Raw genomic sequence first — 25,040 nt, forward strand, 5'->3', positions numbered from 1 at the left:
TTGACTTTTACTCGTACATATACGCAAGCGGTGCTACTCTTTTCTTAGATAGAAAGGACATAATCGTTACCATCTGACCTATTATTGTTTGAAAATAAAGAAAAAGTATCAGTGCAACTGATGATATTGAAGAGCTATCTCATTATGTAGCTGTACCTAATTACGGCATTATTACGGCATTGGGAAGCTAGACACGCAATCACCCATTTCTGCGTGCCTTCTGCATGATATTCATAAGATTTTATTACGCGGTAAACGCGGTACGTCCAAAAGCCTTAGCGAATTTCGCAAAGCACAAAATTAGCTTGGCGGTACGCAACTAAAGACAGCGTCATTCGTGCCGCCCACTCTTACCACAGCCCCCACTCTCTCTACCACCATCCCCGCTTAGAATCGCGCCAACTCATCACCGGTGCCTCGTTAAACACCACACCAGTCTCAAGAGCGGTAAAATGCGCCTTGCTGCATTTAATCTTCAGCATTTCTTTAAGGCACAAATCAAACTCGCTATTCGTTCCTTTTGTTTCCAGTACAAAATAAAGCTTTTGCGCGCCATCTCACTCTAAAAAACCGCCCAATCAGGCGTATAAGAACCAATGGGAATGGTTATTTTAAATTTCTTGGCAGTTTAAAAAACAATCTTACATCAGAGTCATTATCGAGATTTTGCGCAAACTCTTTCTCAATACGGCTCTCACAAATCTCATGATCATAAACACTTTTCTTATTGACCACCGTTGGCCCTATGATCGCCTTTTCCGACCTAATTTTACAGATGTAGAATCAATCTTATTATGATGCGCACATCCAGAGATTATTTTATCCTCTGCATTAGAACCAAAAACATGAACAATACGCAAGCAGCTTCGGTAAGAAGACCAACCGCTCAATCTCAACCTACACGAAAATGCATGTGCAGGCGAATGCCCCCCATAATATGCAATATTTCAAGCCCGTCTATAGTGGTATCCCTTTTTAAAATTGTGCCTATGGCTTATAATAATCTCCAAAATATACATTTAGCCCTTGTCTGAAATAACTCAATTTTGGATTGATGAGAACGAAAACGCGCTGCGATAATCACGTTGTTCAGCCCTAATAACCGGCACAAGAGAGCCAATATTCCTGCACCACCAACGACTAAATAACGGTATTTCCTATCAATTTTGATCATATCCTCCACCCTTATTGTACATTTCATCAACAAGATGTGCGCAGCGAGCCCATACATTTACACTGTTCAGTCTCCATGTACGGTTTTCATTCTCAAACGCAAAATCATCTTTAGCTGAAGCAACTTGATATTGCAGAGCTTGTCCATAAAGCATATGCACAATTAGTACCAAATATACACATGGCAGTGCGCATTTTTGCTTATATTGTCATGAGAGAGAAGACCAAAAGCTTTATCCAAAAAGCATCATAATCTAAATTATCAAGAGCATTCTTCAATTCCTCTGAATAAGATCCGTGATAAATAGGACTTGCAAGAATAACACCGTCGCAGCTGCGATTGTTTTAACAAATGCATACACTTTAGCATCGCAATGGTAATAACTTATAAAAACAACAACTTTTTTAAATGCCTCCTCAACGGCGTATGAATATAAGCACGTTTTTTCTCGTCATTTTTTAAGGTATTAAACTCTTCCAATCTACCGAACTTACTCTTAAATTAAAGCCGAATGATTTTAATAAATCCATATTATTTTAAAATTCAATAAAGAATATTAAGGCTACAATCAAAGGCACTTCTTTTCAATATTAAGCAAGTTTTGTAAGCTATATTGTTATCTCTATAGAAGTAAAACAGCCTCTATGGACGGTGAGTAGCTAAGCCTTCACAGCTAGTGCTTTACAAGCGCTTTATAACACTCACTCTGCCCCAAACATAGGATTGCATTTTATTAAATAACCCACGCGCATATAATTAAAGATAGAAACGATTAAGCTTGCACCAATCATGCCAAGCCAATAGCCAATAAAGTCATATTCAAAAAAATGCGTCATTAGCGCTCCCCCAAATAGGCCTAACCCCCAATAACTTATTGCTACAACAATTGTTGACCAAAACGTATCAAGCAAACCCACAAGTATGCCATTGAGCATAGCTCCTAAAGTGCCAAAAGCAAAAGACAATAAGATGAACGGAAGCAACTTCCAAGAGAAAACAACAACGCTGTCTTCAGAAATATTAAAGATGGTTGTAAGGATAAATTCATAAGAGAGATAAACAACCACTGATAAAAATAAGACATAAGCTACAGCAAAAACTGTGACACTCATACGCAATTGTTTTAGAGCCATATTATTCCTATCTGCTCTATACCACGCTGCTATTGTCGCGGCTGCGCTGGAAATCCCCAAAGCCACCACAGAAATAAGCATATCGAGTCGCATCCCTATCGTATGTGCGGCCAAAGATTCGATCCCATAAGCCGTAATCATGAATGCAATGACAGAAGGAAAGCCCTCCGCAATAAGAATACGTATACCAATAGGTAGCCCTACTCGCAGCAATTTTATTATTCGTGAAATCTCTAACTTTGGTCTCAAATAATTAAAGCGAAAAGAATGAAAAGCAGAATTGCGGGACAATATTATTGCTGCTGCAATAACAATTAAAATACGGATCAAACTGCTCGCAATTCCAGCACCAAAGACACCTAATCCGCTTGCAGAACCTATACCAAAAATAAGCAGCCAAGAGATAAGAAAATTTACGAGGATAGCCGCAAACATAACCCAGGTTAAGGGCTTTGGATTACCAATTGCTGACAGTAATCCCCGGCTATTCACATAAAGATAAAAAAACACCACTCCTATAGCAGCACCACTATTATATTCCTGCGCTATATTGGCAATTGTCCCATCTTGGCCGAGAAAACACAAAATATTCCTCGTGTTGAGTAAAATGATCGCACTCATCATTCCAATCACAAGGGAAAGCCATATTCCTTGATCAAACCATGCCTTTAATGCATATCTATCTTGTCTGCGAAAACTTTCCGCAAGTTTTGGTGCAACCGCGGTAATAATACCTAGCCCAAACAACATAACAAAACTAAATATACTCAGAGCTAACATTGTACCACTCAAGGCTTGCACGCCTAAATGCGCTACAAGCGCTGCATCTGTGAAGGAAATTATCATCTGAGAGATAAACCCTATAGCCAGTGGCATGCCAAGAGATAGCAATTGCTTCATCACAACAAACATTGTGAAATACCCTTCCATATTGAAAGGTGTATTAAGATCGGATCTTTTAAACAAAACACATTGATTTTTTCCGTAAAGCCTTTCCATCGCAAGTCTTTCCTAAAGGATGCATAATGAGAACGCATTACGGTAAGAGGAGATGCCCAGTTCTTAAAAGAGAAGCGCAATGCGCCTTTATTGGTTTTTTGGACTTTATGCCATGCGTTTTTTTTGTACAATATTATGCCCCCAAGCAACTACAGTCATTGATAAAAGATCCTCAGCGAGCCGTTTGTTCGTCTTGTATATCCATTTTTAGTATTTTTAATCAAACTTTTTGGTACTGCAAGTAATACACCTGTGCTAACCTTTGCTTATTCGCTGCTTACATACGTAAAAAACAAAGCCGACCAAGTTGTCAAAAAACACAGGCATTAGCATTTTTACAATCCATTGTGCCTATACACCGATTAAAACAGCTATTAATTTCGACTAAATCCATATAAGATGACCCACACACTATTTTTTCCTGTGTCTTTATGTAAGTCATAGGCAAGTCCCTATTCAACTGTATCTTCACTCTCAAACCTCCTCGTCTTTATTAACTTTTTATCAGTATAAAGCCAAGCCAAATTAAGCGGGATAATTAAACATATACAAACCAAGGCGAAACAAAAAGCTGCTTCTATACAAACATTGTTTGCCAACCAACCAATCAGCACAAGCGCTAAAATACCAAAAATACGAGCAAGAAAACTAACAATGGATAAAACCGTATTTGCATTCTTTTGTTGAATATGTTTAAAAAATTCTGCTTCAAACTGCGTTACGGGGACAGAAAAAAACTGTGAAATACGGTGAATAAAATAATGGGGGCCCAACTGTTTGCAACGAGAAGCAGAGCAAGCATAACAACAGCACTCAGGACTAGTGAATACAAAGTTATCGCCATAGGAGCGTATTTTTGCATAAAATATTTAATTACAAAGCGATTAAATAAGTATTTTACGAGAGTATAAGACACAAAGCACAGGCCAAGAATAAGAATTTTAGTCTTTCCTGTTGCATTGTCTAATACTCCTGTTTGTCCAAAAATAAAAGGTTGCCAAAAATGAAATACTGGCTGCAATGCAGCAACAATAAAACCACATATCAATATATAATATAACCCGATCTTTGAGGTAACTAAATAAGCAAAAGCTTCTGTTGCATGCAACAAAGAACCTGAGTCTATTGGCTGACTATCCGAAACGGATGCAATAGCTATCCCCGTCACCCGACTAAACAAGAATACAAGCACGAGAAACCCGAAAGAACAAAAATAATATGCTGACTGATAATTATCCATACACAAAACAATAAGAACACCTAGCGCACCAGCAACCATATTCATGAATGCCGCTAGTTCCCGTTTATAGGCGTTTACTTGGTGGTAGATCAAATTACCCTTGTAACCACCGCCGTCGATTAAGCCTTTAATCCATGTGCTATCAGCGCCAGAACATAAAGCAAAGCCTAAAGCATAAATAATTTCTGCCAGAATTAAGACAAAAAGATTAGGCGCGTAGATACATAAAAAGAAAAAGAGCGAAAAAAAGAAACATGATAAGATAACATTTTTTTAACGCCAATTTTATCTCCTAAAATCCCACAAGGCACTTCAAAAATACAAATAGCTGCGCTAAACACAATTTGTAATAAAGCTAACTGTGTTATACTAACGCCCATAGACAAGAAAAAAAGCATGGAAAGAATCTGTAATCAGCCGACCCCCACTCATTGCCGCACAGCCATAGAGCAACTTTTTAACTTCATAATCTATCGTCATTAATATATCCAAAAGCTATAAAGCTGGCGTTTTTTCTGCCGCCAGCTTTATATATTTTAAAATCTCAATTCAGAAGGGCACATCGAGCAGCCATTTTCTGCTCACTTACTCGGGCTTTGAGCGTAGCAACATCAACACGCTTAATTTTAATTTTTTTCAGTGGATTATACATATTTTTAGTTTTCATAACTTTACCCCCCGTATTAAATGAAAACAATTAAATTTAACATGAAGTGTACATTATAGCTACCTTTTGTCAATTTATTATCTTGATATAAAAAGCTTTGCTCTCCCCCTCACCCACGTTAAGTATTTCATGCACCAATCATTCTGCAACAACCACCGCAGCACTTGGAAACTCATGCGCCCCTTCGGGCAAAGTACGCTTATATTCACGCCAATTTATCACCGGCTGGTCGTTAAACGCAACGCTCGTTTGCAGTGCAGCAAAATGCGCTTTACCGCATTTAATCTTCAGTAATTCTTTAAGGCGCAAATCAAACTCGCTATTCGTTCCTTTTGTTTCCAGTACAAAATAAAGCTTTTGCGCGCCATCTCACTCTAAAAAACCGCCCAATCAGGCGTATAAGAACCAATGGGAGTGGCTATTTTTAAATTTCTTGGCAGTTTAAAAAACAATCTTACATCAGAGTCATTATCGAGATTTTGCGCAAACTCTTTCTCCACACTGCTTTCATAAACCACATGATCATACACACTCTTCTCACTCACAACAGCTGTACGCTCTAAATTTGCCACAAGCTCTTCACTGGTAAAAAGCTCTTGCACACTATATTCTTGCCCGACCAGCTTTAAATATTTAATGCCATCAATTGTAAGATTAACATAGGTTTTATTGAGTATTTCTTCTATGCACTCTAAAAAAGCTTGTGGATTTTTCACAAACTCATGCTCACGACCACTCTTTGTCAAAATACCAATAATTGTCTTTGCGGTTAATTTCAGCTTTAAGGTCAAATAATGTACAATGTTCGGCAGTGCACAAAAACTATAATCAAGCGCACTCTGCTTTAATAACTGCTCTTCATAGGTCACACCAGCACTATCCAGTTCTATCTCTGCTGTCTGATAAACCAAATGCGCGGGCGCAACTGGTGCCATTTTTTCCACTGCATCCACTGCTTTGGCAACAAACTCTGTGCGATCAAGCTTTGCACGATAAGTGGTCTTTTTATTGATCTTCTCCCACAAGGACAAAAACTCTGGCGAAGCCACTGTTTGCTTTTTAAGCTTAACCCGCACTTCGCGCGTAGCATTACGAATAATCGGCATGGCTTGGCTCGCTTCTAGCGCCTGCAGCACAGCCTGCTTTTGCCCTTTACTAAAACGTTCACTTAAATCTAACGTCCCAGTCGCCCATTGCGCTTTTAATGTATCTGTGATTTTTCCTGCTGATGTAAGCAAGGCTTTTTCACGCAACTCAACCAATATATCAGCAGCCTCTTGCGAAGACAGAATCTTTGCTTCCGTCACAGCTGTCATATAAATCAGATCTTGCAGTATCTCAACATTAATAAGCGCGCCCGCATCAGTTTTTTTCACAATTTCTTGACGCAATTCGCGTGGCATTTCCTCCGCCCCTATAGCATCAAATTCGCTCGCTACTAAATTTTGATCTACTTTAACGACACCCGCCTCATCAATAAAATCTTTTGCAACAAGTATTTTAACAATTTTTTGTGCTTGCGATACTTCCACTTTAGCAGCCACATATTTTACATCTTCATAAATACGGACAACCAAATGCTCCATCTGCAATGTACCAAGTTTATAACCAATATCCGCCTCTAATTCTTTTTGCAATGTACTCACAAACTCAGCAAAGCTTTCATTCACCATGACATGCAGCACATTTATATCTTTATTTTCTACCGGTTCACCTTGTTGGTTTACGCATAAGCGCAAACCGCGACCAATCTTTTGCCGTGCGGTAAAATTCGATTTTTGTTCAATCAACATACACACTTGAAACACATTCGGATTATCCCAGCCTTCTCTCAAGGACGAATGCGAAAAGATAAAACGCAAGGGGCATGCAAAAGATAATAACCACTCCTTATCGCGCATAATCGTGTTATAAGTGTCATCATCAGCTTGGCTGTCGCCCTTTGTATCCTTATACACGCCTTTCTTGTCTTGCGAGAAATAACCGCCGTGCACGTTTCGAATATTTTGCGCAAACTTAGTTCGCAAGGAGGCATATTTCTTTTTCGCCAACAGCTCTTCATAACATTCTTCAAACATACGCTCATAAAGTGCTGGCTCTTCATCAGAGCTACGATATTTAGCCACCTCATCAATAAAAAAAAGTGATAAAACTTTAATCCCTAAAGGCACAAGCCGCAATTCCTTATCTAAATGTGTTTCTATAGTGCGATAAATTTGTGCGCGTTTAAGCTCTATTGTATTCACATCACCAAGTGCGTGGCCAAATTTGACAATTTCAGTATCAGAAAACTCAACAGCTTCATCCCCCGCCATGCAATTGATACCCGAAACAATATAGCCCTTATAAAGCTCACGTCCGCCCGTAACGCGATACAGATCATCTCCGTCTCACTGTAACTGTTTTGCGGCTCACCGTGCCATTCTTTCCCGCAATATCCAACTCTAAGCGCGCCTTAAAGCCATGTTTGTGTGATACGGATTTCAAGGCAATATAGGAACGGTTAAAATCTTGCTCTATCTGATTAGAAGAAACACAAATTTGCTTTACCAGTCCTTTTTGATAAGCATCAACAGGTGTTAAACGATATAAAAGATTAATCTCATCTTTATGCGTGGCACTATAGCGGAAAACACAAAGCGGGTTAAGGCTCGCAATAGCCTCCTTCGCTTTTGCTGTATTATCCACCGATTGCGGTTCATCTATGATCACAATCGGTTTTGTGTCTTGGATATAGCGCATAGCGCTTTCGCCATTCAGTCTATCTTGCGGAAGGTTGATAATATTTTCTGCTTTTTAAATGCATCAATATTGATAATCATAATTTCAATATTGCTAGAGCTTGCAAATTGGCGAATTTGCGAAAGATCTTTTGAATTATAAATAAAATAACGATAGGGCAGATTATCAAACTCTGCTTGAAAATGCTCCCTTGTTACCTGAAGTGATTTATATACCCCTTCGCGAATAGCAACACTTGGTACGACAATAATAAATTTGGTAAAGCCATAGCGTTGATTTAACTCAAAAATCGTCTTGCTATAGACATAAATTTTGCCTGTTCCCGTTTCCATCTCAATAGAAAACTGCTTTTGCTCTAGCGTCTAACTCGCCAAGAGTTTATTGTTCTGTTGCACCTCTCGTAAATTTGCTAATATGCTTTCATCACTGATCAATAATTGATTACCATAACCAAATTCATTTAACGCTAATTGTCCTTGTTCTGAATGCAAAGAAAAAGAAGAATTCCGTTGTGGCTGGCCTTTAAACAAATCAATGACGCTTTTAACCGCATCATTTTGAAATTCTTGTTGTTTAAATTTAAGTCTCATATCGCCGCCTCAAGATTCCCATCTTCAATCTCATGGAGGATAATAGAAAGGAAAACACTAGAAAGTTACATGATAGCATATTTGCAAACTCCCATATGCACGTGGACAGTGGCACACCCTCCCCCCAATTAGTGCAGAAATGACGTCGCTCTTGGTACTGGACGCGTTACGTCGGTGCTAACCTTCTCTATTTTTTTGCAGAACAGCAAGCGCGTATCAGGCTCTCTAGCCATACTTAGAGTACGCAAAATTATTCATCACTCTACAACACTTTAAGCGCGCAATTTTATGTTTTGTATTAAAGGATTTTTGCTTTCAAAATATATGAACAACATCACACAAAGTAGAATAAACAAGCTGCCCCCAACATTAAACCAAACCTTCTCTGTAACCAGCACTGTTGCACCGAAACAGTTAGCAATAGCGTGGACAAAAAAAGGCGCACACGCATAAAATTTAGAGCGCGTAACAACACCACGATACGCCAAGCATGTATTGAAAATATGCATAAGTATGACGCTCATTAAAGCACACAAAAAAATACTCGCTTGCGTCCAGGAATAAAAAATTACATACTCATTGGCTAATAACCTAGATCGAATAGGCCAGCCATTATAAACAAGGAAAGGCCCTAGCGCCTTATAAACTAATTCGCATAAACCCCAGCCTATGCCAATATTCAGCGGCAAACGCCACAACAAACTAGGCGAGCACCGATAAAACTTAGTAACTAACCAACGACGCATAGCTTCTTCTGCTACAACAAAAAAAACCGAAAATGTTAAAAATAAAAAAACAAGCGCCAGCCCCTGCTCTGCACGACTCTTGGTTTCAACAATACTCATCATATAAAGCGTTTTTATTACAGATTGCTCCCAAAAAGCAATAAACCCGCCAGCAATGCAGCTAGCAACAAACCATCCCACAGCACCAGCGACAACCAATTTGAACTTCAGAAAATGATGAAACACACATAGAAGAAAAACAACGCCAAGCACTTGCAGTAAACGTAAGGCATCAAGTTTATGTTCTGTTTCCGAGTAACGCCATACTAACAGAACAATCACCCCAAAAACTATGCCGCTCAACAGAACATTTATCCAACTAAATGTAGAGCGAAAAAAATTATAAATGACAGCGCCATAAATAAGTCCCGCGAGAAGCGAAGTAATAAATAAAACCAACATTATTATGCCCCCTCATTTACTACAGCGTAACTGCTATTTTTCTTCATGGATAATCTGTCTTGCACAAAATCATAAATTTGCCGCATAAGAGCAAACATAAGAATAGTAGCGATTGTATAATGCCCAATTGCAAGAAGTTCTGGCTCAGCGGCCCGCCATGAAAAGCGCGCCCAAGCCGCCAAGCATTGTAAAAGCAGGATAAGAACAAAAAAACGCCATTTCTTGTCAAGGCAAACCACAAGCATTAAAAAAGTTGATAAAAGATTCAGACCTATAATAAACGTATAATATATTACCGTCTCAAGTAAAGAAAGTAAGGCGTCTCTATCAAGACTAAAGGCTCCTTTTAGGATTTTCACAGTTTCTGGTAGAGATGTAAGCAGTGCAAGCCCTATAGCAGCCCCCCAAATCCCCATTCCCACGCCCAGTGCTGCCTCTACACCATTGCCATTATCTTCTGCCACCCAATGAGAGAGCAAAAAAAACTGCATAATCGCCATGCCTATAGGGAATAGACCAACAGCAAAAACAATATTAGGCGTACTATAAGCAGAAAAATCAAAAATCAAACTACCTATCATACGCATAAAGCCGTATAGAAAAAAAATCAAAAGCACATAACAACCAGCGCTTGCCCCAATAATCGCCTTCGTGCCTTTAAACGTTTTAACCAAAGAGAGTAACCAGCGGTACCCCAATATAAGCGAAAGCGCCAAAACATAATAAGGAAAATAACTCGTAGCGCCATAAACATAAAGAAAAACAAGACACAAAACAACGAGCAAGAAAACCAAATGTTCAACCAATGTTTTTTTCTTCATCAAAGGAAAAATAATCAGCACCAGACAAAAAACGGCGCCGATAACAGATAATGTCAATTTGTCAAGCATTATTGCAAGCCTCAGAAATAGAATTTATTAATATTGCGTAGTCTGAAGAAATGTCAAACATAAACAAAAGACCAACCGCAAAATGAATTACAAAAGGCAGATAGGAATAGACCTTGCGCTTATCTTGGAAACCAAGATACATAAAGCGCGTATTTACAACATGCATCAATACAATCATGCCCGCGGCAATAAGATAGCTGATCGCTTGTGGACAAGATTCAAATGCGACATAGCCCGCCATTTGTGGCGCCCTATCAACACGGTAATTCAAGTAAAGAAAAAGAGCTGGGAGGGTCTTATAGCATAAGTCTAGAAAACCCCAGCCCAGCCCGAAATAAAGGACCTTACGCGCAGCTAATTCTGGCTTATATACGCGAAGCAACCACAAACGCAAAAGCTCCGCAGTTAAAACTGATATCAAAAGGATAAAAAAGGGATAGTTTGCAGCAACCAAACTCATGTAATGCACCACCTGCTGCTGGCTATTATTAGCAGCAGACAAAGCAGGCAATGGCAACAAAGAGCTCAAATATACAAAACCTGCCCCAATACACAAGGCAGCAACTGCACCACAGAATCCAAGAACTAAATATTTATATGAGTAGCGCTCGTGCAGAATTAAAAGCATGCCAAGATAACATACCAAAAGCAAAGATAAGTCTGTAAGCCCACTTTCACTATGTGGATAAGCGAAGATGATAGCGCAGGAAAGGCCAGCTAGCCCCCCCAAAATGATGCGCTCGCCCAACAAGCCATTGTTTTTAAGGAGACGAGGGCTGAAACTTATCCCAAAACTAAGCAGCATTCCAAAAATTAAGTCAGACATATAATTTCCTTAAAGCGCCTTGCCCTCCCAAGCATACCAAGATATTATTGCGGAAGAGAAACTCCCTGCTAAGAGGCTGATAGCGTACCCCTCAGCAAGGCCTTTACCTTGTTAACAAAGCTAGGTCAAACAACAATTTCACCACTTAGAGCGAACACAATCCCAACCAGCTTTAGCAATACCCGCGGCTGCGTCACGGACCCCGCCTACTATTGCTCCAGAAACTGCCCCTCTTGGGGTGGCTGCTCTAGGCTTTAGGATAAAACCCAAAGAACTATAGCCTCCTGCCTTCTCACTCAGTTTTCTTTTTAAACGGGTTAATCACGCTAAGCTTGACACTCTTTGATTTAATGTAACGCACGTACATATAATAAACAGCAGACAGCAAACAAAGCCACTTTATAACCATTACATAGTTATCGTCTGTATGAACAAACGCTATAGAATAAGAAACAAAGAGGCTAAAAAACAGCTCTGCAAGAACATCAAGGACCAACCAATAATATTTCTTTGTAGTAACAAAGAGAACCATCAAAAATGTCAAAAAAACCTGGCCCATTAGAATAGCAAAACCAAGCACCGCATAATCAAACATTTTTTTCACTGTCTCCCTGTTTGCAAAACCTATCTGTTGATAGATTTCTCGAAGGTCTGATAAAAGCAGTGATGACACAAAAAAGATGCCTATGGCAAACCCACAACCAATGCAAATGCTTAAATCTAGCACGGACATAGATTTTTCCTTCAAAGCTTTAGCAATTAGGACATAGCGAGCCCCCTCTATCATCAACGGAATAATGAAAAGCAGATAAATATAGCTCGAAAGCTGCAGATCAAAAAAATCTAACAGAACGCCATCACTCATAACCATAAAACCAGCTGCGATGAAAAAAATGGGGCAACTTGCGATAATGGCCAAACTAAAGCACTTTATATTGTTTACTATATTGGGTATAAATTCAATGCAAAAAGAAAGAAAGAACATAATTATAATAACATGAGGAGATGTTATCGGCACACCGACTATATACTCAAAGGCATACATGAGAGGAGGAACAACCAATGCCGCCACTATGAATGCAACCATGTTTTCCCTGCCTAACATGCTTTTTCCATTAATAGCAATAGTTTTGAGGAATAGATACAATATGCCAAACCACAGACAAAAATAAACGAGCACTAAACCAAACGCGCCCATAGCTCCTCCTGTGCAATATTCCAAACATAAAGGTGGCACCTTTTACAGTACCACCGTTCTAGGCTTTAGGATAACCCAAAGAACTACATCAAAAGTGCATCAACATCCCACCACCTGAATTAGCAATAGATTGACCCAAAAACTGTGTGCCACACTGGACAGCAGCCACACCATAACCACCATAACCGCCTATGATGCCTCCGAACTTATCGCCTACACCTTGCGCAAAGCTTCCTACGGTCATGCCAACCATAGGATTACGCGCTGCCAATCCTACGACAACACCACTCGCAATGCCAACGTGACCACCATACTTGTCACCAAACGCACTACCAGAGTTATATTTGCTACTAAAATTATCGGCACTGCAATAATCGTGCGAACCACTTGAACTTCCCATTTATTTTCCCCAATTTATTGTATAAATAAATCCCCCAAGGTTACTTATGTTCCCGCGCCAGAATGGCTTACCCATAATTAACCACCGAAACACCCCTGGAGATATGAATGCACTTTCATGCAAGTTCATATTTATAATATATAGTTGACAAAATTAAGGGCATTGTGTCAAAAATATGGCATATTTTAGTAAATTTATGCTTACTTATTTTATGTGTTTAAACTTAATGGTTTATATTATGAGCAATAATAATGAAAGTAAAATAGGATTCTCTTGGTTTACAAAATATACTAAAAGTATATAAATATACTGATAGAGATATTTATTATTGCAATTGCAATCAGAATCATAGATTCAGTTAACCCGTTTATATTTCAAGCGATTATTGATCGTATCATTCCGTTTTGGGCAAAATTTGAAAAAAATCATCCGCGCAAGGTCTTTGCTCCGTGACGGCTCACACGCAAAAAAGCCCGCCAAGCGCGGCTTTTAACCGCCTCACAAAACGCCAAAAATAAGAATTAGAAAAGTTGTAACAAGACAAATGGTACGGTTGGTGGGATTTGAACCTACGACCTCTGGTGCCACAAACCAGCGCTCTAACCAACTGAGCTACAACCGCACAAAAAACAAACGCATTATAACTGCTCACGATTTCGTAAACATTTATCCTTTGCTTATGTGACATAAGGAAGATCAACAAAGTTTGCAAGCCCCTTTAAACAAAACTCGCAATTTTTTGTGAAGAAAAAAGTGTTTTTTACAAAGGAAATTTTGCCCAATGCTCAAGACTATGATCACGATAGTTTTTTATGTTATCAACACCATCTTGGTGCATCATTTGCAAAATCTCTTTCAGAATAGTTATGGCAAGATTTGGACCTTCATAAATCATCCCACTGTATAATTGAATCAAATCTGCACCAGCTTTTACTTTTTCCAAAGCGGTTTCAGCATCCTTTACACCGCCAACGCCGATAATTGCAATCTCCTTCCCTAACTTTTGACGCATTTTTGCAAGCACAATAGTAGAACGTTCAAAAAGTGGACGTCCAGAAAGCCCTCCCTTTTCATTGCTGAGGTGACTATTGTTAAGACCTTGGCGTGAAAGAGTCGTATTGGAAACAATGAGTCCATCAAAATCAGAAAGTTTTATTTCTTCAGCAATATCATCCAATTCTTTCTCTGATAAATCGGGAGCAATCTTTAAAAAAATGGGAATGGAAAATCCATGCTTTTTCTCTTGCTCATTTCGCGCTTGCGAAACTGCACTCAACAAAAGATGCAAACTGTCACGGACCTGTAAATCACGTAAACCTGGTGTATTAGGAGAAGAAATATTAACCGTAAAATAATCAGCAACATCATAAAAATGAGCAATACCAACAGTATAATCATCAATCTTATCGACCGTATCCTTATTGGCTCCAATGTTGACTCCTACAACACCAGTTTTTTTACGCGCACGCAATCTGTTGTAAACAACTTGATGTCCATCATTATTAAAACCCATTCTATTAATAATCGCTTCATCTTCTTTTAAACGAAAAAGCCGTGGTTTAGGATTTCCAATCTGAGGCTTTGGTGTCACTGTCCCAATTTCAGTAAAACCAAATCCTAACCGAAAAATACCATCTACAACCTCTGCATTTTTATCAAACCCCGCTGCGAGACCAATAAAATTTTCAAACTCAAGTCCTGCAATAGTTACACACAATCGTTTATCGACAACCTTTTGACAACCATTTAATCCACTTTTCAGCCCGAGAATCGCTAAACCGTGTGCTTGCTCTGGATCCAACATAAATAAGGCAGAACGGCCAATACAACGAAAAAAACTCATCAATTCTTCTCCACAACATAAAAATGATCCATCGCACCTCACCTCTACCTTTTAACATAAAAGATTACCAATCAAAGAGAGCATATTATCCAAATAATATTCCCCTTCTAGAAGAAAACTCATCACATAATAGCCATACATGTTTATATTGGTTATACTATGTAAAGAATTTTTTATTCTTAAAAAATGTTTCTCTTTTTCGACATTTTTTAAAGATTAAAATATGAATCCTAATATTATAAAATGCAGCATGAATTGAAACATCAAAGGCTCTTCACCATAGTCATGGTTTTGTAACGTCTCATGAAAGCAAGCTCATAATTCTCTTAAAAATGCAGGCAAATTATCTCTATTCCCAAAGTTCCTTTGTGTAATATCGTTTCCAATAGAAACAGAGTTTGCTTTATAAAGCTATTTTTTCCTAGCATTTATAGAATACATGGTTCATAAAGTCATCTAAATTCATACTATTGTTGCACCATTTATTAGTAACAGAATGTTCAATCAATTTGTACTCTATTGATAAAATTTTGAGGAATCTGCGTTGTTTCCTTTGCCATTTCTGATGCGTTAAATACAATTCTGCATCTATTAAGTGCTCTGTCTAACATATGTTTCAAGTAATGACAGTTGATCATTGAACTCACACATCATACCAACGACTTCAAACCAAAATGATCTTGCAAACCCTATAGCTCTGCTATTTATAAACTGATACAATCTTCCAGCAGATGAAATGTGTTTCTTCCATCGGAATTATCGCCATTTTAGCTCATGCAACCCAATACAAATAGCTTTTAGATAAGCCATAATGCCCTCCTAATTGCTATTATCGCTTACTGAATTAAGAGGAATTAAATTATAAGTTTTACTTCTGTCTCATTTATCTATTTCTTCTATCAGCGCTGAAATATATTTTTTATTCCTAAATTTTCTTTTTATAATAAAATGTTATGCCAATATATGCACTTCATTTGAGAAGCTTTCTGATAGCTCAGCTTTCAACACTGCCCATTTTGTGGTATTGTGTAAAAATCTCTCTTTTTAATGTTAAAATAAAAATCTTGAGGCAATTATATAAATTAAGCTACAGTTTTCTACTTTCTGTTGAAAAAGCAGATATAGTTTTTATCAAAAAAGCTTTTTTCTAGGAAATATTCTATGTACATTCAAATAGAGCCCTAAAGCTCTTTATTAAACCTTATAAAGTTCTTTGAAAATAATATTAATATCGTAATATAATCCTAAAAATAAAATCTGCCCTTTCCTTTTTCATCAAAAGCGGTAAGTAAATTACCGTATATCGCTTATATAAAGGGGAAAACGCAATGCTTAAAGAATTCAAAGAATTTGCCCTAAAAGGTAATATGATTGATCTTGCTATCGGTGTGATTATAGGGGGTGCTTTTGGTAGCTTGGTCAACTCAATTGTCAATGATATTTTTATGCCAATCATTGGGCTGATTACGGGTGGAATTGATTTTTCTAATATGTTTATTCAACTTGCTGGCGAAAAACAAGCAACATTGAGTGCCGCCAAAGCAGCTGGAGCAACCATTAGCTATGGACACTTTATTACTTTACTTATCAATTTTCTCATTATTTCTTGGGTTCTTTTTTTATTCGTTAAAGCTATGAATAAAATTCGTAGAAAAGAAGAAGAAAGCCCCAAAAAAACGTCTTCAGAAGAACAACTTTTAACAGAAATTAGAGATCTTTTGGCTAAGAAAAAATAATTTTATGCAAGATTTACATCATGGAACACGAGGAAAAAACATTTCCACAGTTGTTCCATGATTGGGTTTTGAGAACAGTAAAAATTGTCCCCCTCTTTCTTCCACCATTGCTTTACACATTGGAAGGCCTAAACCTGTTCCCATAAAAGCGCTATCACCAGATCGGCCATCTTTGCGCTCTACTTGACCATACGGTTGCAGTGCCTGTATAATTTCTTCTTCGTTCATCCCTATACCATTATCACTCACTGAAATTTTTACACGTTCTTTTCTATAAGAAACGTGAACAATAATCTGTCCACCCAAAGGTGTAAAACGAATAGCATTGGAAAGAAGATTCCATATAATCTGGCGAAACACTTGTTGTGATACAGGAATAAATGGAACGTGAGGTGGAGCAACAATACGCATGATAATGCCGTTCTGATTGGCTTGAGTTTCAAGAAAAGCTATCGTTGCACGTAAACAAGATATTACATCAAATGTTTCATAAGTAAGGGAAGAATCAATCTGATTATCGGAACCAGAATAATTTATCTTCGAGCACTCTAGTAATTGATTAATCAGCAATAATATATGTTTTCCAGAGGAAATAATATCGCGTAAATATCCATGATAGCGCTCATTTTCTATCGAACCAAAACGGCCTTCTCTCATAATTTCTGCAAAACCAATAAGAGCATTCAAAGGTGTTCGTATTTCATGAACAACTCCAACGATTTTATCCTCTTCTGCTTTTTTTTCTCCTGATGGAACTGTTTGTGTCCTATCACGCAACATAACAGCATAATTGCCTTGCTTTGCCAAAAATACAATCGTTATCAAAACGGTTATATTTTTATGATTTTTTGTCATTAAATCAGCGGTTTCACTGCGATTTAAAACCTGATTTTTTCCCTCCATACGGATTGATTTAAAATATTTTTCAACCAAAAGTCGGCTTTGCAAAGTAAATAATGAAGAGAATAGCTGTCCTCGTAGTTCATTTATTTCATAACCCATTAATGCTAAGGCTGCCCTACTCGCTGATTGAATAAAGCCCTCTTCATCCAACCATAAAACACCATCTGTTGCTGTATCCAACAATGATAAAACTGCAGCGGGCTCTTTTACGAGAGCTTGTTCTATAGCATTTACCGACAATGTTTGTGCATATGGTAACTGAATAGCTGTTTCTTCAACTAAATTTTCTTCTTTTACCGATGAATTCAATTCATCACGCAATTGCTCTGCAATTTCACGAAAAGCTGAGCGTTCTATCTCCGTAAGACATAGCATTTCTGTTTCTAGCTTTTCATTTCTTTTTTCTTGGACTTTTTTTTGTATTTTTAAAACACCAAAGCCACGAAACCCCTTAAGCTGCTTTGTAACATCAAAAATTGGCAAAGCCGACAATTCAACATCAAGCCATTGTAAGCAACCATCAACAGGCCATTGAACAATCTCTTTACTCCAAGGCATAGCCGCTTCAATAAAATGACTGAGAACCAGATATCGATCATCATTAAATTGATGAGCAAGCTCATGAAAACTACACCCTAAAATAGAAGAAGAGAGAGGACCAACAACTTCAGCTAGCTCTTTTGAGACTTCACAAAACAAACCATTGTGATCGATTTCCCACGTAAAAGGCCGTGGCAAAAGCTCTGGTGTAAAACGAAAAGCTTCTTGCTGACATTTTAATTCATTTGTATTTAACTTTAACTCATCTGCTTTTAATGGCATAACTAAAACTAAAAAGTGTTGGATTTACTCTCAAATGAATAATGCTAATTTGTTTACAATTATCTGTTCTGGTTATAATAACTTGATATCTCATATCAATTGTCTGTAGCAAAATTTTGACTGTTTCATCAACAAAACAAGAATAAAAAGAAGCTTCCAGCTCTGGTTGCTCATTCACCCATTATTGTAATAAATCTTGTTACAATAATGATAACATCTCCCTCGCATAAATAGTACTCAAAAAGAATACACTTATTTTACGCATTCATGCGCCTGTTTTGAAAAAATAACTCCCAAGATCCCCAAGCTTATTTTACGACAGCATCCGTAAATGGTGTAATGTAAAGGTCCCTATAGAGGATATCAAGGCATTGTGCATTACCATTTTTATGCTTATAAAAGAGCTGGTTAGCACCATCATTATACTAATTTCAGCCCCTAATGTCACCAATAGTTCTTAGCATTTGAAGGCATTCATAAGCAGCATTTTTAACTTTTTTACTCCTACATTATTATGATACGCAAGGAAATGGTTTTAATTGTTTCAACAGAAACAGATTTGAAATGAGAAAATCTTACAATGTTTGAGACTTTTATTCACTGTGAATAATGATAAATTACTATCAATCAATATACTGCATTATAAAAATCTCTTTTTCAAATAAAGCTTCTCGTAAGAACACCTTTCTTGAGCCAATAATATCAAATGATAATAAATTCAGCGTAGCGCTTTAAAGTACCCCATGCAACAGAACTTGCATATTGGGCATTTTTTTATGATGCTCTCAATAATCTTCCAAAGATCTTTCTTTCATTAGAATCGCTACAAAAGAAAAAAAATATGCCACCGCACTATTTTATTAAAAAATTCTCTGTAGAAAAGAGAACACAAATCATATGTCCTCATATAAAGATTTGTTTAATTTCTTTATATTCCATATCATTTAGAAATGTTAAAAATATCTCATAATCTCCTTTGATATCAGCTTGTTTACCTCGTCAGAAGTCTTAATACAAAAGATCGCTTTTTCTTTATTACTCTCCATTTAAATTTTTAATATTATATAAAAAAATAAAACAAGCACATTTAAATAATGACTGTCAAATATTTAAAAAATTGCATATTTTTAAATGTGTTTGTTTATTTTACTTCATTGAGTAAAATTTCACGTTTTCCAACATGATTAGCGGCTCCAACAATGCCTTTTTCTTCCATCCGCTCGACGAGAGAAGCTGCTTTATTATAGCCGATTGAAAGTCGGCGCTGAATATAAGATGTTGAACATTTTTTATCACGCATAACAATTTTTACAGCTTGGTTATAAAGTTCCTCACCCTCTTCATCAAAATTTTCTTCCTCAGAAATTCCAGCAGCTGAATCAGCAGAATTATCCTCTTTGTTATCGTCTTCATTATCTGTTACCGTTGCTAAATAATCAGGTTTACCTTGCATTTTTAGATGTGCAACGATGGATTCAACTTCTTCATCAGAAACAAAAGGTCCATGAACGCGCACAATGCGTCCACCACCTGCCATATGAAGCATATCCCCCTGACCTAAAAGTGTTTCAGCACCTTGTTCACCCAAGATCGTACGACTATCAATTTTTGATGTTACTTGAAAAGAAATGCGGGTAGGAAAGTTCGCTTTAATTGTACCTGTGATAACATCAACAGAAGGACGTTGCGTTGCCATAATAAGATGAATACCTGCCGCACGCGCCATTTGCGCTAAGCGCTGAATGGCATTCTCTATCTCTTTCCCTGCCACCATCATAAGATCAGCCATCTCATCAACAATCACAACAATATAAGGAAGCTGCGTGAGATCCATGGCTTCTTCATGATAAAGCATTTCCCCTGTTTCCTTATCAAAACCCGACTGAACAGTACACATGATCGTTTCGCCTTTTTGAGCTGCAAGTGCAACGCGTGCATTAAAACCATCAATATTACGCACACCCAACTTAGCCATTTTGCGATAACGCTCTTCCATTTCACGAACCGCCCATTTTAAAGCTGTTACTGCTTTTTTGGGATCTGTGACAACGGGTGTTAAAAGATGTGGAATGCCATCATAAACAGAGAGCTCTAACATTTTAGGATCAACCATGATCAAACGACACTGCTTTGGTGTCATACGATAAAGAATCGACAAAATCATTGTATTAATTGCAACAGACTTGCCTGATCCTGTTGTTCCTGCAACCAATAAATGAGGCATTTTTGCTAATTCTGCAATGACAGGTTCACCATTAATCCCTTTCCCCAAAGCAAGAGCAAGTTTAAATTCACTTTCACGAAAAGAACGTGTTTGGATTAATTCCCGTAAATAAACAGTTTCACGAACCGCATTGGGTAACTCAATCCCGATAACATTACGTCCAGGAATTACAGCAACGCGTGTAGAAATAGCAGACATAGAACGCGCAATATCATCAGAAAGATTAATAACGCGCGATGACTTTACACCCGCAGCGGGTTCAAATTCATACATTGTTACCACTGGCCCTGGATGAACATGGATAACTTCACCCTTAATGCCAAAATCTTCCAAAACACTTTCCAAAAGTCCAGCACCACGTTCCAATGTTTCTTGAGGAATCATCGTACCTTCGTGAAAAACAGGTTCCTGTAATAAGTTGATCGGAGGAAATTCATAAACATCACAGTCAATAGATTGAATATTTTGCATAAAAGCAGAATCATAATTACCTAATGGCATACGAGTAGATTGCAATGTTTTAGTTTTACTGTTTGCTTGCATCACAGAAAAATCTTTTGAATTCTTTGTGACGGCTTTGTTTATACAATCAACAGTATTATTGGCGACAATATTATTGGTATTTTCAGTCTCTATACTAACCCCTGCATCACTTAACGCCCCTGTATTACTTAACGTATGAGCAGAATCTTCAACAGAAAGCTTAGAATGACACTCTTTATTTGTATGCATTAAATCAGAAATTTTCTCAACACCTCGCATTCTTTCCGCTGGAGATTCTGATGTAATTGAATCATAGAGTTGTGGAAAGCGGTATTCAAGAACACGGTAAAGAGCAGTTATTGACTCATCAAAGGCTGTGGGGATATCAGGTGTGAGTTCATTTGTCGTATCAATTGATGTTCCATCCTCTTTTGAAGTTTGAGTCTCCACATGTTCAAATATCAAAGATTCACACTCAAAAAAAGCATCATCGGAAAGATGCAACGCAGGTTTTATTTTTTGTAGCACATTTTCCACTTGTAATTTATGTTCTTGTTTATCCTCCTCAAGTGGAATATTTGCTGACGGCATATGAATAGCTTGTCGTGATAACTGCTTCAAAACCGTTGAATGACAAACTGATGTTTTATTCTCTATTGATTGAGGATTAATGACTTTTTTTGTCGAAAGAATATTTGTTGTTTTCTTGTTACAACGTACAATACCTGTATCTGTAATTTTTTTTTGATCTTGCTTCGTAAAAATTTTAAACTGTTTTGCAAAAACTGGATCTGTTTCTATACGACGACGCAAAATCTCAACTTCTGGGGTTCTCGTGAAACGGACGTTTTTTCCGAGGGCAAATGCCTTTTTCCACACTTCCGGATAAGGAAATATCTCAGTAATCTTAACAGATAAATCTTCTCTTGATGCACCTTTTGTACCATCATCAGAAAAAGAAGACGTAGAAATAGATTTTGTTTTCGAATTATGCATGGCACCCAACAAATTTATAGCAATGAGAAAAATAACCTTTTCAAAAAGAATTCGTAGAAACTATCATACGAAGGTTAATAACCTTTTGCTGATGGTTACTTTTAAATGAAAAAAATAGTGCCATAATGCATATTCATAATCTGCCTTTTGCATATTTACGATATAAATTGCCTAGTTTATGGTGTCATAGAGCTCGTATTTCATTTGTTTTGAAGAAAACTTCATGATAAAAAAGCTTCAAGAAAATTGTCTATGCCTCTCTTTCTCTCCCTTTTCATAAAAGAAACTAGTTTCAATAATACAATAAGCATTGCTCTATTGAATTCTCCATGATCAATTATCACAATATAATCTAATTTCTCGCGTTTTTATAAGATTACCCTTGTTATCCTCGTTTAAAAAGGCTTAGACTAAGACAATCATAATTACATAAATACAAATAGAAAAAAGGGAGTGAATTATGTTTAATAAACGGAAATTTTATATCAATGGTCTATGGGATGAGCCAAGCACTCCTCACGATTTTGACGTCATTAATCCATCAACAGAGGAGACTTGTGCTGTCATTAGCCTTGGAAGTACAAAAGATGCCGATAAAGCAATTAATGCGGCTAAAGAAGCCTTTCAAAAATGGAAAACAACATCACCAAATGAGCGTCTTGGATTTGTTGAGAAAATTCTAGAGATCTACGAAAAACGTTCCAAAGACATGGCAAAAACCATTTCAATGGAAATGGGGGCACCAATTGATATGGCGCTTAATGCGCAAACTGCAACTGGCAGTTCCCATATTCGCAATTTTATCGAAGCTTATAAAGAGTTTTCGTTCCAAAAAACTTTAATAAAGGGAAATGAGCAAGCAATCCTTCACTACGATCCTATCGGCGTCGTAGGATTAATTACGCCATGGAATTGGCCCATGAATCAAGTAACTCTTAAAGTTATTCCTGCTCTCTTGGCTGGCTGTACCATGGTGTTAAAGCCCTCTGAAATTGCGCCTCTTTCTGCTATGCTTTTTGCTGAATTTTTAGATGAAGCCGCACTTCCAGCCGGTGTTTTTAATTTAATCAATGGTGATGGTGCAACTGTCGGCTCTTACCTCTCTGCACATCCAGATTTAGAAATGATCAGCTTTACTGGTTCAACTAGAGCAGGAAAAGATATTTCTAAAAATGCCAGCGCTACTTTAAAAAGAGTCTGTCTGGAACTTGGGGGAAAAGGAGCGAATATTATCTTTGCTGATGCCGACTCAGATGCTGTTCAACGTGGTGCACGACATTGCTTTTATAATAGTGGACAAAGTTGTAATGCACCAACTCGTATGCTTGTGGAACAGAGCATCTATGACAAAGCCGTGAAAATAGCCAAAGATATTGCAGAAACAACAAAAGTAGGACCAAACTGCCAAGAAGGAAATCATATTGGGCCCATTGTTTCAAAAAAACAATATGATAAAATTCAAGATCTTATCCAATCGGGAATTGATGAAGGTGCAACTCTTGTTGCAGGCGGGACTGGTTTACCAAACGGAATGGAACGCGGTTATTATGTCCGTCCAACAGTCTTTGCTGATGTAAAACCTCATATGCGTATTTTTAAAGAAGAAATCTTTGGTCCAGTTCTCTCGATTCTTTCTTTTAGTACAGAAGAAGAAGCCGTCGCTTTAGCGAATGAGACTGAGTATGGTCTTACAAACTATATTCAATCGCAAGATCGCAACAAATGTCGTCGTATTGCGGCACAAGTACGCTCTGGTATGGTAGAAGTTAATGGACATGGATTACCCAGTGGAAGCTACTTTGGAGGTGTAAAATTTTCTGGGCGCGCTCGTGAAGGAGGACATTGGGGAATTAAAGAATTTCTCGATAGTAAAGCAATTTCGTACTGGTAAAATCTTATTAAAAACTTAATAGGAATCGTATGGTAATACAGAAAATAACGGATGAAGGTGCTCTTGGGCAACGTCTTGATCAGTGGCTCGCAAAACAATATCATGACGTGCTCTCACGTTCGCGTTTGCAAACCCTCATCCGTGAAGGCTGTCTTAAAATTGATGGTCAATTCATAAAGGAACCAAAAACAAAATTAAAACCTAACCAAATAATTGAATTGGAAATGCCGGACCTTCGTGATGCAGAACCTAGCGCTGAAGCCATTGCATTGGACATTCTTTTTGAAGATGATCATATCATTGTTATTAACAAACCAGCTGGTCTTGTTGTTCATCCTGGGAATGGAAATTGGACCGGTACATTGGTTAATGCCCTTATTTACCACTGTGGGAATAGTTTATCTGGTATAGGTGGTGTTAAACGCCCTGGCATTGTCCATCGTCTTGATAAAAATACAAGCGGTGTTATGGTTGTTGCAAAAAATGATCTAGCTCATAAAAGTCTCAGTGCTCAATTTTCTGATCATGGACGTACCTGCGCATTAGATCGACGCTACCATGCCTTGATTTGGGGAACACCTCAGCGCAATGTCTGGACAATTGATGCATCACTTGGCCGTTCGCCCCATAACCGGACAAAGCAAGCTGTCATCCATAACCAAAACCCTTATGCTCGTCATGCTGTTACACATGTTTCTCTGCTTGAAAAATATGGCTCTCATGCAGACTCAACATCTTTTGCTAGCCTTCTGGAATGTCGCTTAGAAACTGGACGCACCCATCAAATCCGTGTTCATATGACTCATATGGGGCATCCACTCATAGGCGATACAGTTTATGGAAACGCTTTTAAAACAAAATCAAACACATTCAACCCCACTATTAGAAATGCAATCGATCAATTCAACCGACATGCACTCCATGCTGCAAGTCTTACTTTTGAACATCCTTCTACCGGTAAAGTTATGTCGTTTTCCGCACCACTGCCTCAAGATATGGCTAAACTTATTAAGCTTTTTAAAAAAATGAATTGAAACTTTTCCCCTTCTCAAGATTTCACAATAAAATATCTTTTTTTGAACAAAATTGAAAAATA

At 37.7% G+C, this 25,040-nt stretch carries 23 protein-coding genes and 1 tRNA gene; 3 read left to right on the forward strand and 21 right to left on the reverse strand.

What is annotated here, in order from left to right; genetic code table 11:
- Nucleotides 1-371 precede the first annotated feature (371 nt).
- The 19 genes from ACFINZ_RS05625 to ACFINZ_RS05715 all read right to left on the reverse strand — a co-directional run bounded on the left by ACFINZ_RS05625 (nucleotide 372) and on the right by ACFINZ_RS05715 (nucleotide 14,889).
- On the reverse strand, nucleotides 372-497 hold the full coding sequence (locus ACFINZ_RS05625) for a hypothetical protein (RefSeq protein WP_375655218.1): 126 nt from the start codon (nucleotides 495-497) through the stop codon (nucleotides 372-374).
- Nucleotides 498-606: 109 nt separating this feature from the next.
- Nucleotides 607-735 (reverse strand): hypothetical protein, encoded by a 129-nt coding sequence (locus tag ACFINZ_RS05630; RefSeq protein ID WP_375684027.1) that lies wholly within the window; start codon nucleotides 733-735, stop codon nucleotides 607-609.
- A 639-nt stretch (nucleotides 736-1,374) separates the two neighbouring features.
- The gene (locus ACFINZ_RS05635) at nucleotides 1,375-1,494 is read right to left on the reverse strand and encodes a hypothetical protein (RefSeq protein WP_375636642.1); all 120 of its coding nucleotides are present in this window, start codon (nucleotides 1,492-1,494) and stop codon (nucleotides 1,375-1,377) included.
- Nucleotides 1,495-1,875: 381 nt separating this feature from the next.
- Nucleotides 1,876-3,219, reverse strand: coding sequence for an MATE family efflux transporter (locus ACFINZ_RS05640; protein WP_375701223.1), 1,344 nt, complete (start codon nucleotides 3,217-3,219; stop codon nucleotides 1,876-1,878).
- An 805-nt stretch (nucleotides 3,220-4,024) separates the two neighbouring features.
- Nucleotides 4,025-4,591, reverse strand: coding sequence for a hypothetical protein (locus ACFINZ_RS05645; protein ID WP_375701220.1), 567 nt, complete (start codon nucleotides 4,589-4,591; stop codon nucleotides 4,025-4,027).
- A gap of 499 nt (nucleotides 4,592-5,090) precedes the next feature.
- Complete coding sequence (locus tag ACFINZ_RS05650) at nucleotides 5,091-5,213, reverse strand: hypothetical protein (RefSeq protein ID WP_375633524.1); 123 nt, start codon at nucleotides 5,211-5,213, stop codon at nucleotides 5,091-5,093.
- A 138-nt stretch (nucleotides 5,214-5,351) separates the two neighbouring features.
- Nucleotides 5,352-5,522, reverse strand: coding sequence for a hypothetical protein (locus tag ACFINZ_RS05655; protein ID WP_375633523.1), 171 nt, complete (start codon nucleotides 5,520-5,522; stop codon nucleotides 5,352-5,354).
- A gap of 65 nt (nucleotides 5,523-5,587) precedes the next feature.
- On the reverse strand, nucleotides 5,588-7,528 hold the full coding sequence (locus ACFINZ_RS05660; protein WP_375701221.1) for a hypothetical protein: 1,941 nt from the start codon (nucleotides 7,526-7,528) through the stop codon (nucleotides 5,588-5,590).
- A 64-nt stretch (nucleotides 7,529-7,592) separates the two neighbouring features.
- On the reverse strand, nucleotides 7,593-7,955 hold the full coding sequence (locus tag ACFINZ_RS05665) for a hypothetical protein (protein WP_375633521.1): 363 nt from the start codon (nucleotides 7,953-7,955) through the stop codon (nucleotides 7,593-7,595).
- A 14-nt stretch (nucleotides 7,956-7,969) separates the two neighbouring features.
- Entirely contained in the window at nucleotides 7,970-8,287 is a 318-nt protein-coding gene (locus tag ACFINZ_RS05670) for a DEAD/DEAH box helicase family protein (RefSeq protein WP_375633520.1), read from the reverse strand.
- Nucleotides 8,288-8,317: 30 nt separating this feature from the next.
- A complete protein-coding gene (locus ACFINZ_RS05675) occupies nucleotides 8,318-8,545 on the reverse strand; it encodes a hypothetical protein (RefSeq protein WP_375633519.1) in 228 nt (75 codons plus the stop codon).
- A gap of 272 nt (nucleotides 8,546-8,817) precedes the next feature.
- Nucleotides 8,818-9,732 (reverse strand): hypothetical protein, encoded by a 915-nt coding sequence (locus ACFINZ_RS05680; protein WP_375634856.1) that lies wholly within the window; start codon nucleotides 9,730-9,732, stop codon nucleotides 8,818-8,820.
- 2 nt (nucleotides 9,733-9,734) lie between these two features.
- Nucleotides 9,735-10,622 (reverse strand): hypothetical protein, encoded by an 888-nt coding sequence (locus ACFINZ_RS05685; RefSeq protein WP_375634858.1) that lies wholly within the window; start codon nucleotides 10,620-10,622, stop codon nucleotides 9,735-9,737.
- A complete protein-coding gene (locus ACFINZ_RS05690) occupies nucleotides 10,615-11,448 on the reverse strand; it encodes a hypothetical protein (protein ID WP_375684031.1) in 834 nt (277 codons plus the stop codon). Before ACFINZ_RS05690 ends, ACFINZ_RS05685 begins: the two co-directional genes overlap by 8 nt.
- A gap of 138 nt (nucleotides 11,449-11,586) precedes the next feature.
- Nucleotides 11,587-11,718: a hypothetical protein gene (locus tag ACFINZ_RS05695; RefSeq protein WP_375674665.1), complete on the reverse strand. Its 132-nt coding sequence runs from the start codon at nucleotides 11,716-11,718 to the stop codon at nucleotides 11,587-11,589.
- A gap of 22 nt (nucleotides 11,719-11,740) precedes the next feature.
- The gene (locus ACFINZ_RS05700) at nucleotides 11,741-12,646 is read right to left on the reverse strand and encodes a hypothetical protein (RefSeq protein WP_375684032.1); all 906 of its coding nucleotides are present in this window, start codon (nucleotides 12,644-12,646) and stop codon (nucleotides 11,741-11,743) included.
- Between the two features lie 88 nt (nucleotides 12,647-12,734).
- Nucleotides 12,735-13,046, reverse strand: coding sequence for a hypothetical protein (locus ACFINZ_RS05705; RefSeq protein WP_375636629.1), 312 nt, complete (start codon nucleotides 13,044-13,046; stop codon nucleotides 12,735-12,737).
- Between the two features lie 545 nt (nucleotides 13,047-13,591).
- Nucleotides 13,592-13,668 (reverse strand) — tRNA-His (locus ACFINZ_RS05710).
- Between the two features lie 138 nt (nucleotides 13,669-13,806).
- A complete protein-coding gene (locus ACFINZ_RS05715; RefSeq protein WP_375634864.1) occupies nucleotides 13,807-14,889 on the reverse strand; it encodes a quinone-dependent dihydroorotate dehydrogenase in 1,083 nt (360 codons plus the stop codon).
- A gap of 1,328 nt (nucleotides 14,890-16,217) precedes the next feature.
- Between ACFINZ_RS05715 and mscL the strand changes: the two genes are divergently transcribed.
- Nucleotides 16,218-16,625: a large conductance mechanosensitive channel protein MscL gene (gene mscL, locus ACFINZ_RS05720; RefSeq protein ID WP_375633512.1), complete on the forward strand. Its 408-nt coding sequence runs from the start codon at nucleotides 16,218-16,220 to the stop codon at nucleotides 16,623-16,625.
- 18 nt (nucleotides 16,626-16,643) lie between these two features.
- Here the strand turns inward: mscL and ACFINZ_RS05725 are convergent, their stop codons facing one another.
- Both ACFINZ_RS05725 and ACFINZ_RS05730 read right to left on the reverse strand, forming a co-directional pair.
- The gene (locus ACFINZ_RS05725) at nucleotides 16,644-18,350 is read right to left on the reverse strand and encodes an ATP-binding protein (protein WP_375633511.1); all 1,707 of its coding nucleotides are present in this window, start codon (nucleotides 18,348-18,350) and stop codon (nucleotides 16,644-16,646) included.
- A gap of 1,141 nt (nucleotides 18,351-19,491) precedes the next feature.
- Nucleotides 19,492-22,053 (reverse strand): DNA translocase FtsK, encoded by a 2,562-nt coding sequence (locus ACFINZ_RS05730; RefSeq protein ID WP_375634866.1) that lies wholly within the window; start codon nucleotides 22,051-22,053, stop codon nucleotides 19,492-19,494.
- A gap of 460 nt (nucleotides 22,054-22,513) precedes the next feature.
- Here ACFINZ_RS05730 and ACFINZ_RS05735 point away from each other — a divergent pair, with 460 nt between their 5' ends.
- Both ACFINZ_RS05735 and ACFINZ_RS05740 read left to right on the forward strand, forming a co-directional pair.
- A complete protein-coding gene (locus ACFINZ_RS05735) occupies nucleotides 22,514-23,944 on the forward strand; it encodes an aldehyde dehydrogenase family protein (RefSeq protein WP_375633509.1) in 1,431 nt (476 codons plus the stop codon).
- 29 nt (nucleotides 23,945-23,973) lie between these two features.
- Complete coding sequence (locus ACFINZ_RS05740; RefSeq protein ID WP_375634868.1) at nucleotides 23,974-24,978, forward strand: RluA family pseudouridine synthase; 1,005 nt, start codon at nucleotides 23,974-23,976, stop codon at nucleotides 24,976-24,978.
- Nucleotides 24,979-25,040: the final 62 nt, after the last annotated feature.

The organism is Bartonella sp. AA81SXKL (genome assembly GCF_042196945.1).
Lineage (GTDB): Bacteria > Pseudomonadota > Alphaproteobacteria > Rhizobiales > Rhizobiaceae > Bartonella.

What these genes read in the sequence shown, in the direction of transcription:
- ACFINZ_RS05640 (WP_375701223.1), bottom strand. Translation starts at nt 3,219, where the DNA reads ATGTTTGTTGTGATGAAGCAATTGCTATCTCTTGGCATGCCACTGGCT.
- ACFINZ_RS05645 (WP_375701220.1), bottom strand. Translation starts at nt 4,591, where the DNA reads ATGAATATGGTTGCTGGTGCGCTAGGTGTTCTTATTGTTTTGTGTATG.
- ACFINZ_RS05650 (WP_375633524.1), bottom strand. Translation starts at nt 5,213, where the DNA reads ATGAAAACTAAAAATATGTATAATCCACTGAAAAAAATTAAAATTAAG.
- ACFINZ_RS05660 (WP_375701221.1), bottom strand. Translation starts at nt 7,528, where the DNA reads ATGGCGGGGGATGAAGCTGTTGAGTTTTCTGATACTGAAATTGTCAAA.
- ACFINZ_RS05665 (WP_375633521.1), bottom strand. Translation starts at nt 7,955, where the DNA reads ATGCGCTATATCCAAGACACAAAACCGATTGTGATCATAGATGAACCG.
- ACFINZ_RS05670 (WP_375633520.1), bottom strand. Translation starts at nt 8,287, where the DNA reads ATGGAAACGGGAACAGGCAAAATTTATGTCTATAGCAAGACGATTTTT.
- ACFINZ_RS05675 (WP_375633519.1), bottom strand. Translation starts at nt 8,545, where the DNA reads ATGAGACTTAAATTTAAACAACAAGAATTTCAAAATGATGCGGTTAAA.
- ACFINZ_RS05680 (WP_375634856.1), bottom strand. Translation starts at nt 9,732, where the DNA reads ATGTTGGTTTTATTTATTACTTCGCTTCTCGCGGGACTTATTTATGGC.
- ACFINZ_RS05685 (WP_375634858.1), bottom strand. Translation starts at nt 10,622, where the DNA reads ATGCTTGACAAATTGACATTATCTGTTATCGGCGCCGTTTTTTGTCTG.
- ACFINZ_RS05690 (WP_375684031.1), bottom strand. Translation starts at nt 11,448, where the DNA reads ATGTCTGACTTAATTTTTGGAATGCTGCTTAGTTTTGGGATAAGTTTC.
- ACFINZ_RS05700 (WP_375684032.1), bottom strand. Translation starts at nt 12,646, where the DNA reads ATGGGCGCGTTTGGTTTAGTGCTCGTTTATTTTTGTCTGTGGTTTGGC.
- ACFINZ_RS05705 (WP_375636629.1), bottom strand. Translation starts at nt 13,046, where the DNA reads ATGGGAAGTTCAAGTGGTTCGCACGATTATTGCAGTGCCGATAATTTT.
- ACFINZ_RS05715 (WP_375634864.1), bottom strand. Translation starts at nt 14,889, where the DNA reads ATGAGTTTTTTTCGTTGTATTGGCCGTTCTGCCTTATTTATGTTGGAT.
- mscL (WP_375633512.1), top strand. Translation starts at nt 16,218, where the DNA reads ATGCTTAAAGAATTCAAAGAATTTGCCCTAAAAGGTAATATGATTGAT.
- ACFINZ_RS05725 (WP_375633511.1), bottom strand. Translation starts at nt 18,350, where the DNA reads ATGCCATTAAAAGCAGATGAGTTAAAGTTAAATACAAATGAATTAAAA.
- ACFINZ_RS05730 (WP_375634866.1), bottom strand. Translation starts at nt 22,053, where the DNA reads ATGCATAATTCGAAAACAAAATCTATTTCTACGTCTTCTTTTTCTGAT.
- ACFINZ_RS05735 (WP_375633509.1), top strand. Translation starts at nt 22,514, where the DNA reads ATGTTTAATAAACGGAAATTTTATATCAATGGTCTATGGGATGAGCCA.
- ACFINZ_RS05740 (WP_375634868.1), top strand. Translation starts at nt 23,974, where the DNA reads ATGGTAATACAGAAAATAACGGATGAAGGTGCTCTTGGGCAACGTCTT.